The sequence below is a fragment of the Microbacterium sp. genome (assembly GCF_003248605.1).
Taxonomy (GTDB): domain Bacteria; phylum Actinomycetota; class Actinomycetes; order Actinomycetales; family Microbacteriaceae; genus Microbacterium.
The window spans coordinates 1-17594 of the sequence record NZ_QFPF01000052.1; the positions used below are offsets into that span (position 1 = coordinate 1).

Genomic DNA, 17594 nt, shown 5'->3' on the forward strand with positions numbered 1-17594 from the left:
GCAGGGCCCCGGAGGCGACGCTGCGCAGCACCGTCGGCTCCGTGAAGAACTGCAGCGTTCCGATGATGGCGAACGTGATCACCATCACCATCGACGACGAGATCATCGGGATTTTGATGCGCGTCGCGATCTGCCAGCCCGACGCGCCGTCGATGCGGGCGGCCTCGTAGATCGCGGGGTCGATCGCCCGCAGCGCCGCGTAGATGACGATCATGTAGTAGCCGGCCCACTGCCACGTGACGATGTTGACGAGGCTGAAGAAGATCGAGTCGGACGACAGGAAGTTCGGCGCCTCGAGGCCGAACGCCCCGAAGATGGTGCCGGCCGGACCGAAGCGCGGGCTGTAGAGGAAGCTCCACATCAGTGCGCCGATGACGACCGGGATCGCGTAGGGGGCGAAGATCAGCAGGCGCGAGAGCTTGGACACCCACGTCGCCAGCGTGTCGAGCACGAGCGCCGCGACGGTCGCGACCAGCAGCTGCGCCGGGATCATGACCAGGGCGTAGAGGGCGACCCGTCCGAGCCCGCCGAGGAACAGCGGGTCGGTGAAGGCCTTCAGGTAGTTGTCGATCCCGACGAACCGGGTGCCGGTGGCGAGGGTCGAGCTGAACAAGCTCATCCCGAACGCGTAGGCGAGGGGAAAGACCAGGAAGGCCGCGAAGACCACGAGGAACGGCGCGACGAACAGCCAGCCGATGCGCTGGCGGCGCTCGATCGCGCTGCGGCGGCGGGCCGGAGCGGGCGCGAGGGCGGTGGCGGTCATGGGAGGTCGCTTTCTGCGTGTCGTGTCGGGGGTGTGGGGCCGGCCGAGACCGGCCCCACACGCTCAGCCGATGAGCTCGAAGCCCTGCTCGGTCGCGTACTGCTCGAGTGTGGCCTGGAGGTCGTCGAGGGCCTGCTCGGCGCTCTTGTCGCCGTCCACGACGACCGCGGTCACCTCCTCCTGCAGCTGGTCGTACGCGTAGTTCTGGAACGGGCTGAAGGTGAACCCGGCGTAGCCGGCCGCCGCGGGCAGGAAGACGTCCTTGTTGATCTGCTGACCGCCGAAGAACGGGTACTCGAGGTCGCGGAAGTAGTCGGACTCGAGGATCGGCGTCCACAGCGGGAACAGCGCGGCCTCCTCGATGCCGATCTTCCACGCCTCTTCGGTGCCGAAGACCTCCTTGGCGACGGTGGCCGCCGCCTCCGGGTCATCGGCCTGGGAGGTGACGGCGAAGGTCGAGCCGCCCCAGTTGATCTGCACCGGATCGGCCGCATCCCACTGCGGCACGGGCGCGGCGCGCCAGACGGCACTCTCGTCCGAGCCCTCGAGGCCCTGCAGGTATCCCGGGCCCCAGGCGGCCGCGACGTAGATCGCGTATGTCCCGTCGACGAGCTTGGTGTTGTAGTCGGCGGTGAAGGCCTCGTCCACGGCGATCAGGCCGCGTGAGCTCAGATCCTCCCAGTACGCCAGCACGTCCTTGGATCCCTGATCGGCGACGTCGATGCCGATCTCCTGCGGGCTGGCGCTGTCGTACTCGAAGGGCACCGATCCGGCCTGCGCGAACAGCGCCTGGGTGTAGGCCCGACCGTTCGGGGGGAAGTTCGCCAGCACGCCCGGGGCGCCGGCGGCCTGGAGCGCCTCGGCCGCCGATGCGAACTCGTCCCAGGTCGTGGGCACGGGGATGCCGTGCTCGGTGAGGATGTCTTCGCGATACAGCATCCCCATCGGGCCGCCGTCGACCGGGATGGCGTAGACCGCGTCGCCGCTGGAGACGTCCTTCCACGCTCCCTCGGTGTAGTCGCCCTGAACATCTGCGGCGCCGTACTCGCTCAGGTCGACGAGCGCGTCGCGGATGCTGAAGCTCGAGAGCACCTCGGCCTCGAGCATGATGACATCGGGTGCACCCGATCCGGACTCGATCGCCGTGGAGAACTTCGTGTACTGGTCGTTGCCCTGCCCGGCGTTGGTCCAGCAGATCTGGATGTCGTCGTGGGTCTCGTTGAACAGGTCGACGACCTGATCGAACGCGGGGTACCAGGCCCAGACGCTGACCTGGGTGGCCTCCTCGTTGAGGATCTCGTTCGTGCACGACTCGGCGGATCCACCGGATGCGGCGCATCCGGTGAGCGCGGCGGCGGTGACGGCGCTGACGCCGAGACCGGCGATGAGTTTCGACTTCATGGGCTGTGTGCTTCCTCTCGCGGTGCGGACACCTATGTCTTACGGAGACGATGCGTGACCGGAAGAAGAAGCACTCTTCGTCGAGCCACAGTTTCCAACGTTGGAAAGTAAACGTTGTAGACACATATTCATGCACCCGTCCCGCGGTGTCAAGCACCAATCCGCGCGCGGAGGGTGCGGCCGGCTCACGCGGGTGCGGGAGCGGATTCGCGCGCGACGACGCGGTAGTCGGCGAGGAGCAGACGCGGCGGTCCGCTCTCGCGTCCGGCGATGCGGTCGAGGAGCGTCGAGACAGCCGTCGCGGCGATCCACTCCTGGCCCGGATCGACGGTCGACAGCGACGGGATCGAGTACTGCGCCTCGTCCAGGTCGTCCCAGCCGATCACCGCGACATCATCCGGAACATGGATCCCGGCCTCCTGGAGCACGCGCATGGCGCCGAGGGCCAGCGTGTCGTTCAGGCCGAAGACCGCGTCGAACGGCACCCCGCGATCGAGCAGCTCACGCATCGTGCGGGCGCCGTTGGAGCGATGCCACATCGTCGTGTACCCGATGAGGTCCTCATCCCACGGGATGCCCGCCGCGTCGAGCGCCTCGCGATGGCCCCGCAGACGCAGACCGGCCGAGCCGATGACCTCGCCCTCGTGCGCTCCGACGATGGCGATGCGCCGACGTCCGGAGGCGAGCAGATGCTCGGTGGCCGCGCGGGCAGCCTCGACGTTGCGCATCGTGACATGGTCGACGGGAGCGTCGAAGATGCGTTCGCCCAGCATGACGAGCGGGTACGACACCTCGAGCAGATCACGGTCGTCCTGTCCCATTCCCAGCGGGCTGAAGATGACCCCGTCCGTGAGCTTCAGCCGCGGACTGCGCAGCAGCTGAGCCTCGCGCTCGCGGTCGCCACCGGTCTGCTCGACGAGGACGACCACACCGGCGCGCTCGGCCTCGGCGATGATCGTGGCCGCGAGTTCGGCGAAATAGGCCAGCGCGAGATCCGGGACGGCCAGCGCGATCGCACCCGTCTTGCCCGATCGGAGGTTGCGAGCCGTGAGATTGGGGGTGTAACCCAGCTCGGCGATGGCCTGTTCGACCTTGCTCCGCGTCGTGGCGCGGATGTGCGGGTAGTCGTTGATGACGTTGGAGACGGTCTTGATCGACACCCCGGCCAGCCGTGCGACGTCGTGCAGTGTCGCAGCCATGCGCCTCCTTCGTCGTCCACCACCCTACCTACAACGTTGTATCCCACCCACCACATCGCACAGGGCGTTCAGATGACGTCGGCGCTCCACGTGTCGGGATTGCCGAAGCGGTGCGCCGTGATCGTGATCGACTGCTCGCGCAGGAACGGCAGCAGCTCGACCCGACCTGCCGTCGTCACCTCGTCGGCGTACACGGCCAGATCGGGATCCCCGGCCACCGCCTCCGCGAGCGATGACCGCAGCGCGGAGACGGATTCCGCCGCCCCGACCAGACGCACGCGCGGCGGCCGGGGCGGCCCCGCCTCATCGGCCACAGCATCCAGGAACGTCGTCGACCGCCCAGCCATCCGCTCGAGCCACTCGGCGTCGGTCTCGAGGTGCACGGGCACATCCAGCTCGCCGAGTACGCGGCGCACGGGCGCCGGCAGACCGACCGGGGCGCTCAGGGTGAACCGCGAACGGGCCCGCACACCGGCAAGCACGACGCGCAGCACAGCACGCCACTCCGCATCCCCCGTCGCGCGGACGGCGACCGGCACCGGCCGGTAGCGGAACAGGTTGCGCTCGATGCCGAGCCTCGAGACGTCGCGCACCTGTCCGAACTCGCGGTCCCAGACGACGGCGTCCGACAGCGCGGCGCGGCGCAGCCAGTCGAACCCCGGATAGTCGAGCGTCGCCTGCGCCGCCTCGATCACGGCGGTGAGGCGCGAGTCGAGCCCGCGCAGATGCAGCGACGACGACGGCGTCCCCGCGGCGGGGCGCCACGTGCCGAGCCCCACGAGATAGTTGGGTCCGCCCGCCTTAGAGCCGGCGCCCACCGACGAGCGCTTCCAGCCGCCGAAGGGCTGGCGCTGCACGATGGCGCCGGTGATGCCGCGGTTGACGTACAGGTTGCCGGCCTCGACCCGGGCCAGCCACCGCTCGAGCTCGTCGGGGCTCTGGGTGTAAAGCCCCGCGGTCAGGCCGTAGTCGACGGCATTCTGCAGGTCGATCGCGTGATCGAGCGAGCGCGCGTGCATGATGCCGAGCACGGGCCCGAAGAACTCCTCGGTGTGAAAGCGCGAGCCCGCCTCGACACCGGTGCGGATGCCGGGGGTCCAGAACCTGCGCTCGGCATCGAGCGCGCGCGGCTCGACGATCCAGCGCTCCCCGTCGCCGAGGGTCGTGAGGGCCCACTCGAGCTTGCCGTGCGGGGGTTCGATGAGGGGACCGATCTCGGCGAGCGGATCGGAGGGCGAGCCGATGCGCAGCGACTGCGCCGCGTCGACGAGCTGCCGGGCGAAACGACGAGACCGGGCGACCGGGCCCACCAGGATCGCGAGCGACGCCGCCGAGCACTTCTGCCCGGCGTGGCCGAACGCGCTCTTGATCAGGTCGGCGGCGGCGAGGTCGAGATCGGCCGACGGCGTGATGATCATGGCGTTCTTGCCGCTCGTCTCGGCGAGCAGCGGCAGGTCGGGGCGCCACGAGCGGAACAGCGCCGCCGTCTCCCACGAGCCGGTGAGGATAACCCGATCGACCGCGCCGTGGGTGATCAGGCGCTGTCCCAGCTCGCCCTCGTCGATGTCGACCAGCGCGAGCACCTCGCGCGGCACGCCCGCATCCCACAGGGCATCGGCGATCACGGCCGCACAGCGCCGCGCCTGCGGCGCCGGCTTGAACACGACGCCCGAGCCTGCGGCGAGCGCGGCGAGCACCCCGCCGGCGGGGATCGCGAGCGGAAAGTTCCAGGGCGGCGCGATCACACTCACCCGCGAGGGCACGAACACGGCGCCGCTCACGGCGTCCAGTTCGCGGGATGTCGCCGCGTAGTAGTTCGCGAAGTCCACGGTTTCGCTGACCTCGACGTCGGCCTCGGCGAAGACCTTGCCGGTCTCGGACGCGGCGACCTCGATCAGCAGCCCGCGACGCGACTCCAGCACGATCGCCGCGCGTGCGAGCACCTCGGCCCGCTCGGCGGCGGGGCGGGCACCCCACGCGGAACCCGCCCCGCGCACCCGGTCGACGATCGCGTCGAGGTCGTCAGCGCTGCGCACGCGCGCCGCGTTGATGGTGACATCCCCCGCCGTCGACGTCTCCACCCGGGCGAGCACCTCGCGCGCCCATTCGCGGTTCGTCGCGAGCGAAGGATCGGAATCCGCGGCGTTCGTGAACCCTGGTGCCCCGCCCGCCACGCCGGTCGCGCCGGGGACCGGGGTGTTCCGCGCCGCGCGTTCGCGCCGCGAGTAGACCGCGGTCTCGACGATCGCCGCCCCCGCGAAGAAGTCGGGCTGCGCCACGGGACTGAGCGGCGCCGTGTCTCCGGGCGCGCCCTCCGCGGCCCCGTCGGCGATGCCCAGCACGACCTGGGTGAGCCCGGGATCCTGCACATCGCGCGCGGGGCGGCGGGTCATCGGCAGGGTGAGCGCGTCGTCGAGGTCGGCCGCGTCCGGGACCGGGGCGGCGGGCCCCGCGTCGGTGGATGCCGGATCGGTGGATGCCGAGTCGGTAGATGCCGGATCGGTAGATGCCGGGTCGGTGGATGCCGCCGCGCGATCCTGCCGGCGGCGCGGCCCCGTCGCGAGTGCGGGATCGGATGCGCGTGCGACCGAGGCGAGGTAGCGATCGCGTTCGCGCTCCCACAGGGCCGGGTCATCGGCGAGGTCGAACGCTGCCGAGAGGAAGTTTTCGCTCGAGGCGTTCTCCTCGAGTCGGCGCACGAGGTAGCTGATGGCGACGTCGAACTCGTCGGGGCGCACGACCGGCACGTACAGCAGCACGGGCCCGACATCGCGCGAGACCGCCGCGACCTGGCCCTGCGCCATGCCCAGCAGCATCTCGTAGTCGACGTCGGCGGTGACCCCGCGCTGCTCGGCGAGCAGGCGCGCGTGGGCGACGTCGAAGAGGTTGTGCCCCGCGACGCCGATGCGCACGGCCCGTGTGCGTGCGGGCTGGAGCGCCTCGTCGAGGCAGCGCAGGTAGTTGGCGTCCGAGTCGAGCTTGCGGTCGTAGGTGGCGAGATCCCAGCCGTGCAGGGCGGCGTCGACGTGCTCCATCGCGAGGTTCGCGCCCTTGACCAGGCGCACCTTGATGCGCCCTCCGCCCGCGTCCACGCGGTGCCGGGCCCACGCCGTCAGCTCGCGCAGCGCGGGGGCGGCATCGGGCAGGTAGGCCTGCAGGACGATTCCCGCCTCGAGGCGGTGCAGCCGGGGGTCCTCGAGCAGGCGGGTGAACACCGCGATCGTCAGGTCGAGATCGCGGTACTCCTCCATATCGAGGTTGATGAAGGTCGGCGCCACCGGATCGGCCGCCGACAGATACAAGGGCAGGAGGCGCTGGATGACAGCATCCACGGTCTGATCGAACGCCCACATCGAGATGCGACTGGCGATCGCAGAGACCTTGACCGAGACGTAGTCGACATCGGGGCGCCGGATCAGCTCGTGGATGCCCTCGAGTCGCCGGCCGGCCTCCTGATCGCCGAGAACAGCCTCGCCGAGCAGGTTGAGGTTCAGTCGCGCGCCGCCCTCGCGCAGCTTCGCGATCGCGGGGCCCAGCTTCTCGGTCCGCGCGTCGACGATGAGATGCCCGACCATCTCGCGCAGCACACGCCGCGCGATGGGCACGACCGGGCTCGGCAGGGCCGGCGCCATGGTGCCCCCCACCCGCACCGCTCCGCGCAGGTACCAGGGAAGGAAGTCGGGCACGAGCGGAGCCACCCGCTGCAGATTGGATGCTGCCGCCACGAGCGATTCGGGTCGCATCACGCCGTCGACGAAGCCGAGAGTGAAGGGCAGTCCGTTGCGGTCCTTCAGGACACCGGCCAGACGCTCGGCGGCGGGGTCGACATCGACCTGGGCGCTCTCGGCCACCCAACGCTGCGCGAGCTGGACGGCACGGGCGGCGAGGTCCTCGCCGGCGGCCGGGGCGCCGGTGTCCCCGTGGTCGGGGGTGGTCACCATGGGTTCAGCCTAGGCGGCGATTCCTCGGGGCTGCCGCAATGGCGGGGCTCCGGCATCCCGTGTCTTGCGCGCCTTCGGCGGTTGCGGCGTGGGGCGGTTGCGGCGTGGGGCGGTTGCAGCGTCGTGCGCGTTGCGGCGTCGTGCGCGTTGGGGCGTCAGCGCCGCGTTGGGGCGCGGAGCAGCACGCCCCACCGTGATTCTGACGCCCCAACGCCGGGGAGAGGGGGTCACGGACGCGCGGCGAGGGCGCGGCCGACCGGGGTCACGTCCAGTCGCTGGGCGCCGGGCGGCGCGTCGAGGGCAGGGTGGATGCTGCCGCCCACTCGTGCACCCACGCCGGAACCTCCGGCAGCCCCTCGGGGCGCCCCACCGCCGCGAAGAGCTCATCGTGCGAGAGCGTGCCGCCCGAGCGCTTGAGCATGCGCGCGCGGATGATCGCGCGGGCGTGGATCTCGCCATCCACGAGGGCGCGATGTTCGAGGTAGATCGCGCGGTCGTCATGCCCGATCAGGCGGGTCTCGAGGTCGAAGCGCTGCCACAGCTCGAGAGATTTGCGGAAGGTGATCGTCTCGGCGGCGACGACGGCGTACCACCCGTTGCTGCGCATCGCGTCGGCCAGGCCCGTGCGGATCAGCAGGTCCCATCGGCCGAGGTCGAACAGCGACAGATACCGGCCGTTGTTCATGTGCCGCAGCACGTCGATGTCGGTCGGCAGCGTCGTGATGCGGATGCGACCGACCTCGTGCGAATCGAGCGTGCCCTCGCGCCGCAGACGACGGCGGGCGGAGAGCATCACGAGCAGGGTGCGCCAGATCACATTCACGTCGGGGATGGTAGCGAAGCGCACCCGATCCTGGCATTCGTTTGTGCGTCTCCGACAACGCCGATACACACGGCCACCCGATTTCGTGAGCGCCTGCCGCTGACGTAGAGTCTGGCCCATGGAAGCCGAGCTTCAGACCGACACCGTTGTCCGTCCCGTCCGCGACGTGGATGCCGAAGCCCTCGGTCGCGTGCACGCCACCTGCTGGCACGAGACCTACGATCACCTCATCAGCAGGGCCGCCCTCGAGAGCGTCTCAGCCCGCCGGATGGCCGAGCTGTGGACCCACTGGATGAACCAGGGCGAGGATTACATCCAGTACGCCGCACTCGTGAACGGCGAGATCGTGGGATTCGTCGGAGCGGGTCCGGCGCGCGATGACGACGCCCCGCGCGCCCGCGAGCTCTACTTCATCTATCTGCTCGACGCCTGGCACGGCACCGGCATCGGCCAGAAGCTCTTCGACGCCGTCGCTCCGGCGGGTGAGCCGCTCTACCTCTGGGTCGCCGAGGACAACCCGCGCGCGCACCGCTTCTACGCGCGCAACGGCTTCACCCCCGACGGTGCCACCCAGGACGAGCCCTTCCTCGGCGAGACGATCACCGAAGTCCGCCTCGTGCGCTGAGGATCACCTGCCCCGCCGACACCTCGACGACCACGCGGTGCACAGCTCCCGGTGAGGTGTCGAGCCGGTTGTCCACGGTGCCCGCAGAGACATTCGACGCGACGTCGTACGTCCCCTCCGGCAGGGTCAGGTCGAGGCTTCCGGCGCTGACGTCGATCTGAACGAGGTCCGGTGCGTCGCCGGTGAGGCGAGCGTCCAGCTGGCCGGCGCTGAGCGTCAGCTCGGCATCCACCACGCCCGCCAGCTCGAGCTCGGCTCGACCGGCGCTGACGTCGGCCGAGAGTTCCCGGGCCGTGCCCGTCACGGTCGCATCGCCGGCCCCCATCTCGATGTCGAGATCACCGAAGTTCCCGGTGGCTTCGAGGTCGCCCGCCGCGAGCGAGAGCTGCGCGTCGAGCACCGTGCGCTCGAGCACCTGCGGCAGCGTGAGCGTCGCGCGGCCGCTGCCGCCGAAGATCCACCCGGCACCCAGCATCCACTCGGGCGAGGCGACCACGAGCTCATCGCCGTCGCGCTCGAGCACCCATCGCTCGGCGCCGCCGCCGCTCGTGACCTCGAGGGTCGCCTCATCGACATCGCCGAAGACGACCTCGAGCGAGCCGGCCGAGATGTCGACGTCGAGCTCGGCGATCCCGCGCGCGTCGATCGTGCGGGATTCCGTGCGCACCACCGCGGAGGCGATGCCCGAGAACACGGCACCGCCCGCGACGACGACGGCGACGCCGGCACCGAGCGCGACCGTGAGGAGGGACACGACCCGCGCCGAGGGGCGCGGAGTGCCATCCGATGACCCACCGGTCGGGGAGTTCGGGACGGTTGGCGCGGGGCCGGTCGGGGCGGGGCCGGGCTGGGGCGCCGCCTGCGGGGGGAGCAGATCGCTCATCGGAGTTCTCCTGTCTGGGGCGGCAGGCCGCCGTGTTCGATGTGGGCGAGCGCGGCGAGCACCCGCCGGTTGCCGGCGTCATCCTGCTCGAGCTCGAGCTTCTGGAAGACGGCGGTGATGTGCTTCTCGACGCTGCCCTCGGTGACGTGCAGCGTGCGGGCGATCGCCTGGTTGGATTTGCCCTCGGCGATGAGGGCGAGCACCGTGCGCTCGCGTTCGGTGAGACGTCGCATACGCTCGTCCCGGGTGCGACGGCCGAGCAGCTGGGCGACGACCTCGGGGTCGAGCACGGTCGCGCCACCCCTGATGCGGTCGAGCGACTCGAGGAACTCCGACACGTCGGCGACACGATCCTTGAGCAGGTAGCCCAGCGCACCCCCGTGGCCGGCGATCAGGTCGGTCGCGTAGCGCTCCTCCACATACTGCGAGAGCACCAGCACCGGCAGCTCCGGGTGCGTGGCACGCAGCCGCACGGCCGCGCGGATGCCCTCGTCGGTGAAGGTCGGCGGCAACCGCACATCAAGGATGCACAGCTCCGGCGCCGCAACCGCCACGAGCTCATCGAGATCGTCGGCGTCGGCGACCGCCGCCGCGATCTCGTGCCCGGCGTCTTCGAGCAGACGCACGAGCCCCTCGCGCAGCAGCACGGAATCCTCGCAGATCAGGATGCGCACGGCACACTCACCTCCACGGTGGTCGGCCCGCCGACGGGACTGTCGAGACGGAAGGTGCCGCCGGCACCGATCACGCGGTGCGAGATCCCGTCCAGACCGCCACCGGGCGTGACGTGCGCGCCGCCGATGCCGTTGTCTTCGACCCTGGCCCACAGCATCCCGCCCTCTCTTTCGCGCACGAGCACGCGGCACTCGCTGGCCCGCGAGTGCTTGGCGGCGTTGGTGAGCGATTCGGCGATGACGAAGTAGACCGCCGCCTCGGCGGTCGGGCTGCACCGGGCGCTCAGGCGTACGTCGAGCCCGACGGGGATATGCGAGCGGGAGGCGAGTGCCGACAGCGCGGCGTCGAGTCCGCGATCATCGAGAACCGAGGCGTGGATGCCGCGCGCGAGCTGTCGCAGCTCGGTGATCGCGGCCTTTGTCGAGGTGTGCGCTTCGGCGATGAGCTCCTTGGCGGCGGCGGGGTCGGTCTCGACCTTCTGCTGGGCGAGGCCGAGCGTCATCCCCACCGAGACCAGCCGGGGCTGGACACCGTCGTGCAGGTCGCGCTCGATGCGGGTGCGCTCGACCTCGGCTGCGCGGACGGCCCCGGCACGCTGCACGTTGGAGGTGCGGGCGGCTTCGGCCAGCTGCGCCTCCCGCGAGGGCACCATGATCGCGCGGGCGATCACGCCGTGCAGGATCGCGAGACCGGCGATCGCGACGAGGGCGAAGACGGACGCGAGGATGCCGGCGGGCACAGCCCACGCGACGGCCACATCGATGCCGGTGCGGCCGAGGGCGACGATGCCGGATCCGGCGAACAGCGGCGAGAACGCCAGCACGATGCCGCCCGCGAACACGCCGATCAGCGGCAGCACGACCAGGCCGAGGATCGTCGCGATCGCGGCGTTGGCGACACCGCGCCACATGCCCGGGTCGATGAATTGCAGCCACACGGTGTGCACGAAGCCGCCGAATCCCGGCTTGGGGCTGCGCCGGGGCCTGCGGACGGGCAGGCCGAACCCGTAGAGGCCGTCGATGCGGGCCGTCTCGAGCCAGCCGAGGGCGTAGAGCGCGTAGACGAAGGCGAGCAGGAACAGCAGGCCGACGCCGAGCACGAGCACGAGGCTCACGCCGACGCTCAGGAGCGTGATGAGGATCGTGAAGACGACGGGGCCGACCACGCCGAGGGCGGCGAGCTGCGCGGCCGCGCCCGCGACGCGCACGGGTGAGGCGAGCGGGGATCGCGGGCGTGTTCTGGGTGGGGTGGTGGACATGGCTCCACGGTAGGACGCGGGGCGCGCCGTGCGCGCCCGTGCCTCCCACCCGTTCGGGCGGGGGTTATCCCCCGCCGCGGCGATGTGTTTCGGCGTCGGGGCGACCTCGGCGCCGGGCCCCCCGTTGCGGCGTTCGCTGCCCGGCTCCCACCCGTTGGGGCGTCAGAACGACGTTGGGGCGTGCTGCAGCGCGCCCCAACGTCGTTCTGACGCCCCAACGCCGGAAAGGCGCGCGGGTCAGCGACCCTTGACCGTGCCGAAGAGCTTGGCGATCGGGGCGACGACGAGCGGGCGCGCCGCGACCCACCCGGCGACGATGACCGCGAGCGAGGCGACGAAGATCCAGAACCCGGCCCAGTTGACAGCATCCGTCCCGCCGTACATGTGGTTGAGGTTACGCAAGGCGCCGGTGGCGAAGACGAGCGCGACGTGCACGATGATGAACGCCACGAAGTAGAGCATCACCGGAAAGTGGATCGCGCGCGCCCACTCGACCGGGTAGAGACGGTTGAGCGTGTGCGCATCCTTGGGCCAGACGCCCGACATGCGCAGACCCGTGATGGTGGCGAGGGGTGCCGCGACGAACACGGTCGTGAAGTACGCCAGCTGTTGCAGCGAGTTGTAGTTGACCCAACCGTTCTCGGTCGGCCACTGCAGGGAGACATACTGCAGCGCGGCCGAGAGCGCGTTCGGAAACACCTCCCAGCTGGTGGGAACCAAGCGCACCCAGTGGCCGGTCGCGAAGAGCAGCACGACGAAGATCACCCCGTTGACCAGCCACAGCACATCGAGCGCCTGATGCAGCCACAGCGTCAGGCTGATGCGGCGTTTGCGATTGCCCTTCGGCGACCAGAACACCGCAGGCCGCTTCTCGGAGCGCACCTGCAGCCCGGTGCGGATGATCAGCACCATGAGGAAGACGTTGAAGAAGTGCTGCCACTGCACCCACGCCGGGAATCCCTCGGAGCTGCCCGCGGGGAGCGGGTACTCACCGGGGAAGGCGGCGAGGAACTCCCTCGTGACATCGAGGCTGATGAGCCACCGCGCCGCCGCGACCGCCATCGCGGCGCCGAAGAGCAGCGCGCCGCCGCCGAGAACGGTGGCGAGCGCCCACTGGGCACGGGTCAGTCCGCGGATGCGCCGCGGTGCTTGCCGCTCGCGATCGTGACCGGTGCGCGTGCGGGCGGCGGCGCCGGGCCAGACCGTGCGGGTGAAGGGCAGGGGGATGCTGAGGTCCGGGCCCGCGGCAGCCGCCACGGTGCCGGGGGCCGGGGCGGGGTCGGGCCGCGGGCTGGACGGGGTCGCGAGCGAGGGCGGGCTGACAGCATCCCACTCGATGGCGGTCGGTGCGGCCGGCGCGGGCGGCGGCGATGACGGAGCGGGGGCCGGCGCGGGCGGCGGCGATGCCGGAGCGGTGGCCGAGCCGGGGGCCGGGCGGTCGGCCGTCGGCCAGGGCGCACCTCCGGGGGTGCGCGGCAGACCCCGACGGATGCCGCCGCTCTGGGGGTCCCGTATTCCGTCGCCTGCCGCCTGCTCAGGCGACGGAGATGGGGACACCGGCCTCGGTGCGGGGGCCTCGGCGGGGGCGGTTTCCCGTATTCCGTCGCCCGGAAGGCGGTCGGGCGACGGATTTCGGGACACTGTCAGCGGGGCGACATCGACATCGACATCGACATCGACATCCTCAGCACCAGCACCAGCACCAGCGGCATCGACAGCGGCATCGACGCCGGCATCGGCAGCTGCAACGACCGGCCAGGGATCACCGCCCGGCGTGCGGGGCAGACCTCGGCGCACGATCCTCGATTGCTCCTGCACGCGGCTACTTCTTCCGCGCGGCGAGCGCGTCGATCAGCTGCGGCACGACGGTGAACACGTCGCCGACGACCCCGAAGTCGGCGATCCCGAAGATCGGCGCGTCGGCGTCCTTGTTGATCGCGACGATCGTCTTGGCCGTCTGCATGCCCGCCTTGTGCTGGATCGCCCCCGATATTCCGAGCGCGACATACAGCTGCGGCGACACCGAGACCCCCGTCTGTCCGACCTGGTGCGAGGCGGGCACGTATCCCGCGTCGACCGCCGCCCGCGACGCGCCGACGGCAGCGCCCAGCGTATCGGCCAAATGCTCGACGAGCGCGAATCCCTCGGCCGAACCGAGTCCGCGCCCGCCCGAGACGACCCTGGCCGCCCCGCGCAGTTCGGGACGCGACGACGACCGCGCGACTTCGTCGAACGACTCGACGGATGCTGTCGCCCCCTCCCCGCGCGACACGTCGATCGTCTCGACCGCAAGCGACGCGGCGGCGGCGCGCTCCTGCACAGCGCCCTGGCGCACCGTGACCACGAGAGGGCCGAACGTGGCCGCGGAAACGACACTGTAGGCACCGCCGTAGACGGAATGGTGCGCGACGACACCCTCGGCGTCGTGGGAGAGACCCACGGCGTCGACGGCCAGCGCCGCGCCGGAGCGCGCCGCGTACCGACCGGCGACATCCCGCCCCTCCACGCTGTTCGAGATCAGCACCGCTGCCGGCGCGACCGCGCGCACCGCCGCGTCGACCGCGTCGACGATCGCCGTGCCGAGCGTGGCCTCGACGCCGGGAAGTTCGGCGACGATCACACGCTGCGCGCCCTGCGCCGCCGCGTCGGCGGCGGCGCCGTCGATACGGGTGCCGGGTTCGGCGACGAGAAGGGCGACGGGCACGCCCACGACGGCCGCCGCCCCCAGGAGACCCGCCGCTGCCGGGGCGAGGGCGCCGGATCGCCGCAGCGGCAGGAGAACGAGAATCGGTCCGGTCACAGCATCCACCTCACAGCATCCACCTCACAGCATCCACATCACACCAGCCGGTTCTCGACGAGGAACTCGGCGAGCCTCTCACCCGCATCACCCTCGTCGACGATGGTGAGCCCGGCCTGGCGCGGGGGCTTCTCCGTCACCGAGACGACGATCGAGGCGGGCAGGTCGACACCCGAGGTGTCGACGCCGAGATCCGCCGCGGTCCAGGTTTCGAAGGGTTTCTTCTTGGCCGCCATGATGCCCTTGAATGTGGGAAACCGAGGGTCCGGCAGCGCCTCGGTGATCGAGATCACGGCGGGCAGCGGCGCCGACACACGGGCGACCCCCTCGTCGTCGACACGATCGCCCGAGACGCGATCGCCGGCGATCGCGAGTGTGGTGAGCGCGGTCGCGTGCGGCACCGCGAGCAGTTCGGCAAGCATCGCCGGGAGGACACCCCCGGAGCCGTCCGTCGAGAGGTTGCCGGTGACGACGAGATCGAACCCCGTGCGCCTCAGCGCCGCCGCCAGCACACGCGCCGTGAGCCCGAGGTCGGCGCCCTGCAGGGCGTCGTCGGCGACCAGCACGGCGTCGTGCGCACCCATCGCGAGCGCCTTGCGCAGCGCGGTCACGGCCGAGGCCCGCCCCATGGACATCACCGAGACGGTCGCCCCGTCGGTCGACTCCGCGTAGGCGAGCGCGGCTTCGAGCGCGCGCTCCCCGATCTCATCGAGCACCGTTTCGCCCCGGTCGCGCTCCGCGAGGCCCGTCTCGAGCGACAGCGTGCGCTCCCCGTAGGTGTCCGGCACCTCTTTGACCAGAACGATGATCCTCATGCCGCGCTGCTCCTTCGCCTCGACGAGTCTATTGTCCGGCGCTTCGCGCGGCCCTCGGCCTCGGCTACCGTGGCCGAGAGGAAGGGAGCCGAGATGCCGCGTCGCGCGCCGTTGCAGGTCGACCCGATCGCCGAGGCCCGCCGCCAGTGGGTCGCGCACGGCTGGGGCGATGCCGCCGGGGGCATGTCGGCCGTCACGAGCGTGATCCGCGCGCAGCAGCTCATGCTCGCCCGCATCGACCAGGCGCTGCGGCCGTTCGATCTGACCTTCGCCCGTTTCGAGATGCTGCGTCTGCTCGCCTTCACCCGCGAGGGTCGCATCCCGATGTCGAGCGCGACGGCGCGACTGCAGCTGCACGCGACGAGCGTGACCCACACCGTCGGCCGTCTCGCCCGCGACGGCCTGGTCACGCGCGAGGCGCACCCCCGCGACGGCCGGGCGATGATGATCGTGCTGACGGATGCCGGAGCAACGCTGGTCGAGCGGGCGACGACCGCGCTCAACGAGGTGTTCTCCGACATCGGGCTGACCGAGGACGACACGGCGCAGCTGGTGGGCGTTCTCGCCCGGTTCCGGCGCGACGCGGGAGATTTCGCCGGATCCGCGCCCGTTCCCGAGCCGCTCTGAGCCGCGCGCCTCACCGGCCCTCAAACCTCGGCGCGCGCTTCTCCCGGAAGGCGGCCATGCCCTCCTTCTGGTCGTCCGTCGCGAAGAGCGCTCCGAACGCCTGCTTCTCGAACGCCAGCCCCTGCGCGAGCGGGGTCTCCAGCGCCGCGTCGAGCGCGGCCGTTGCGGCGTAGAGAGCGGGCAGCGACTTCTCGGCGATCCGCGCGGCGGTCTCGGCGGCAGCATCCCGCAGCTCGTCGGCCGGCACCACGCGCGAGACGAGACCCGCGCGCTCGGCCTCGTCGGCGCCGATCATGCGACCGGTGAGCACGAGCTCGGCCGCCTTGTAGGGGCCGATCGCGCGCACGAGGCGCTGCGTGCCGCCCATTCCCGGGATGACGCCGAGGGTGATCTCGGGCTGACCGAAGCGCGCCGAATCGGCGGCCAGGATGATGTCGCACATCATCGCCAGCTCGCAGCCGCCGCCCAGAGCGTACCCCGCGACGGCGGCGATCGTGGGGGTGCGGACGGCTGCGAACCGCGACCACGCGCCGAAGTGGTCGCCGGCGATCATCTGGGTCGCGTCCTGATCCTCCATCTCCTTGATGTCGGCGCCGGCGGCGAAGGCCTTGGCCGATCCGGTGATGACGATCGCCCCGATGCCGGGATCGGCGTCGAACCGCGTCGCCGCGTCGACGAGCTCGTGCATGAGCCTCGTGTTGAGGGCGTTGAGCGCTTCGGGGCGATCGAGAGTGATCCACCCCACCCGGCCGGTGGTCTCGACGATGATCGTGTCGTACCCGCTCATGTGCCCTCCTCGGCATGCGCGTCGCGGGCCGCACTCGAGCGCGCCCGGACGTCGTGGATGATTCCCGAGAAATCCTGCCCCGCCCCCTCCCCCTGCGCGAACTCTTTGTAGATGTCGCGCGCGGCAAGGCCCATCCGGGCGCCCACGCCGGTGCGTTCGATCGCCCGGACGGCGAGTCCCAGGTCCTTCGCCATCAGCGCTCCTGCGAAGCCCGGCGCGTAGTCGTGGTTGGCGGGGCTCGTGGGCACGGGCCCCGGCACGGGGCAGTTGGTCGTGAGCGCCCAGCACTGTCCCGACGCGTTCGAGGCGACCTCGAAGAGGGCCTGATGGGTGAGTCCCAGCCGCTCGCCGAGCACGAAGGCTTCGGCCACGGCGATCTGCGTGACCCCCAGGATCATGTTGTTGCACACCTTCGCGGCCTGACCGAGGCCCGGACCTCCGCAGTGCACGATGCGTCGCCCCATGACCTCCAGCAGCGGCCGGGCCCGGGCGACGTCCTCCTCGGCCCCGCCGACCATGAACGCGAGGGTGCCGTTCTCGGCGCCGACGACACCACCCGACACGGGCGCATCGATGAAGCGATGGCCGGATGCCCGGGCCAGTGCGTGCGCGGCGCGGGCGTCGTCGACCGCGATGGTCGAGCAGTCGACGAACAGCGTGTGCGTCGGCGCCGCGGAGAGCAGCCCGCCGCGATACGCCTCCAGCACGTGCCGTCCCTCGGGGAACATCGTCAGCACGACGTCAGCCTCGCCCGCCGCGGCGGGGCCGTCTGCGGCGACCCGGAGCCCTGCCGCCGCAGCGGTAACGCGGGCCTCGCGCACGACGTCGTACGTCACGACCTCGGCGCCGGCCGCATCGAGTCTCTGCGCCATCGGCAGCCCCATGTGCCCGAGGCCGAGGACCGCGACCCGCGCGCCGTGGACGCCGTCCGTGGGTTCGGCGCTCATCTCGGCGCCCCCAGAATCTCGCGCCCGATGATGACCCGCATGATCTCGTT

15 protein-coding genes are annotated in these 17594 nt (G+C 71.1%); 2 read left to right on the plus strand and 13 right to left on the minus strand.

Going from position 1 to position 17594, the window contains the following annotated elements:
- From DI573_RS08540 to DI573_RS08560, 5 genes are all read right to left on the minus strand, one after another.
- Positions 1-763, minus strand: a 763-nt coding sequence (locus DI573_RS08540; protein ID WP_292812860.1) for a sugar ABC transporter permease, incomplete at its 3' end; no start/stop codon positions are given.
- Positions 764-826: 63 nt separating this feature from the next.
- Positions 827-2164: an extracellular solute-binding protein gene (locus DI573_RS08545; RefSeq protein ID WP_292812862.1), complete on the minus strand. Its 1338-nt coding sequence runs from the start codon at positions 2162-2164 to the stop codon at positions 827-829.
- A 185-nt stretch (positions 2165-2349) separates the two neighbouring features.
- Positions 2350-3363 carry a LacI family DNA-binding transcriptional regulator gene (locus DI573_RS08550; protein WP_292812864.1) on the minus strand — a complete coding sequence of 338 codons (1014 nt, stop codon included), beginning with the start codon at positions 3361-3363 and terminating at the stop codon, positions 2350-2352.
- 68 nt (positions 3364-3431) lie between these two features.
- Positions 3432-7304: a proline dehydrogenase family protein gene (locus DI573_RS08555; RefSeq protein ID WP_292812866.1), complete on the minus strand. Its 3873-nt coding sequence runs from the start codon at positions 7302-7304 to the stop codon at positions 3432-3434.
- A 262-nt stretch (positions 7305-7566) separates the two neighbouring features.
- Positions 7567-8127: an acyl-CoA thioesterase gene (locus DI573_RS08560; RefSeq protein WP_292812868.1), complete on the minus strand. Its 561-nt coding sequence runs from the start codon at positions 8125-8127 to the stop codon at positions 7567-7569.
- A 118-nt stretch (positions 8128-8245) separates the two neighbouring features.
- Between DI573_RS08560 and DI573_RS08565 the strand changes: the two genes are divergently transcribed.
- Positions 8246-8752 carry a GNAT family N-acetyltransferase gene (locus DI573_RS08565; protein ID WP_292812871.1) on the plus strand — a complete coding sequence of 169 codons (507 nt, stop codon included), beginning with the start codon at positions 8246-8248 and terminating at the stop codon, positions 8750-8752.
- Here the strand turns inward: DI573_RS08565 and DI573_RS08570 are convergent.
- The 6 genes from DI573_RS08570 to DI573_RS08595 all read right to left on the minus strand — a co-directional run bounded on the left by DI573_RS08570 (position 8727) and on the right by DI573_RS08595 (position 15183).
- A complete protein-coding gene (locus tag DI573_RS08570) occupies positions 8727-9635 on the minus strand; it encodes a hypothetical protein (RefSeq protein WP_292812873.1) in 909 nt (302 codons plus the stop codon). The two genes, DI573_RS08565 and DI573_RS08570, sit on opposite strands and share 26 nt — an antisense overlap.
- Positions 9632-10309: a response regulator transcription factor gene (locus tag DI573_RS08575; RefSeq protein ID WP_292812875.1), complete on the minus strand. Its 678-nt coding sequence runs from the start codon at positions 10307-10309 to the stop codon at positions 9632-9634. The genes DI573_RS08570 and DI573_RS08575 overlap by 4 nt, the downstream gene beginning before the upstream one ends.
- A complete protein-coding gene (locus DI573_RS08580) occupies positions 10297-11568 on the minus strand; it encodes a sensor histidine kinase (protein WP_292812877.1) in 1272 nt (423 codons plus the stop codon). The genes DI573_RS08575 and DI573_RS08580 overlap by 13 nt, the downstream gene beginning before the upstream one ends.
- A 237-nt stretch (positions 11569-11805) precedes the next feature.
- The gene (locus tag DI573_RS08585; RefSeq protein ID WP_292812879.1) at positions 11806-12825 is read right to left on the minus strand and encodes a cytochrome b/b6 domain-containing protein; all 1020 of its coding nucleotides are present in this window, start codon (positions 12823-12825) and stop codon (positions 11806-11808) included.
- Positions 12826-13390: 565 nt separating this feature from the next.
- Positions 13391-14368: an electron transfer flavoprotein subunit alpha/FixB family protein gene (locus DI573_RS08590; protein WP_292812881.1), complete on the minus strand. Its 978-nt coding sequence runs from the start codon at positions 14366-14368 to the stop codon at positions 13391-13393.
- 38 nt (positions 14369-14406) lie between these two features.
- Positions 14407-15183, minus strand: a complete 777-nt coding sequence (locus tag DI573_RS08595) for an electron transfer flavoprotein subunit beta/FixA family protein (RefSeq protein ID WP_292812883.1) — start codon at positions 15181-15183, stop codon at positions 14407-14409.
- Positions 15184-15276: 93 nt separating this feature from the next.
- Here DI573_RS08595 and DI573_RS08600 point away from each other — a divergent pair, with 93 nt between their 5' ends.
- Positions 15277-15810: a MarR family transcriptional regulator gene (locus DI573_RS08600; protein ID WP_292812888.1), complete on the plus strand. Its 534-nt coding sequence runs from the start codon at positions 15277-15279 to the stop codon at positions 15808-15810.
- A 10-nt stretch (positions 15811-15820) separates the two neighbouring features.
- On the opposite strand, the gene DI573_RS08605 is transcribed toward DI573_RS08600, so the two are convergent.
- Positions 15821-16597, minus strand: coding sequence for an enoyl-CoA hydratase-related protein (locus tag DI573_RS08605; protein WP_292812885.1), 777 nt, complete (start codon positions 16595-16597; stop codon positions 15821-15823).
- On the minus strand, positions 16594-17594 hold a 1001-nt coding region (gene mmsB, locus DI573_RS08610), incomplete at its 5' end, for a 3-hydroxyisobutyrate dehydrogenase (protein ID WP_292812887.1). The genes mmsB and DI573_RS08605, both read right to left, overlap by 4 nt.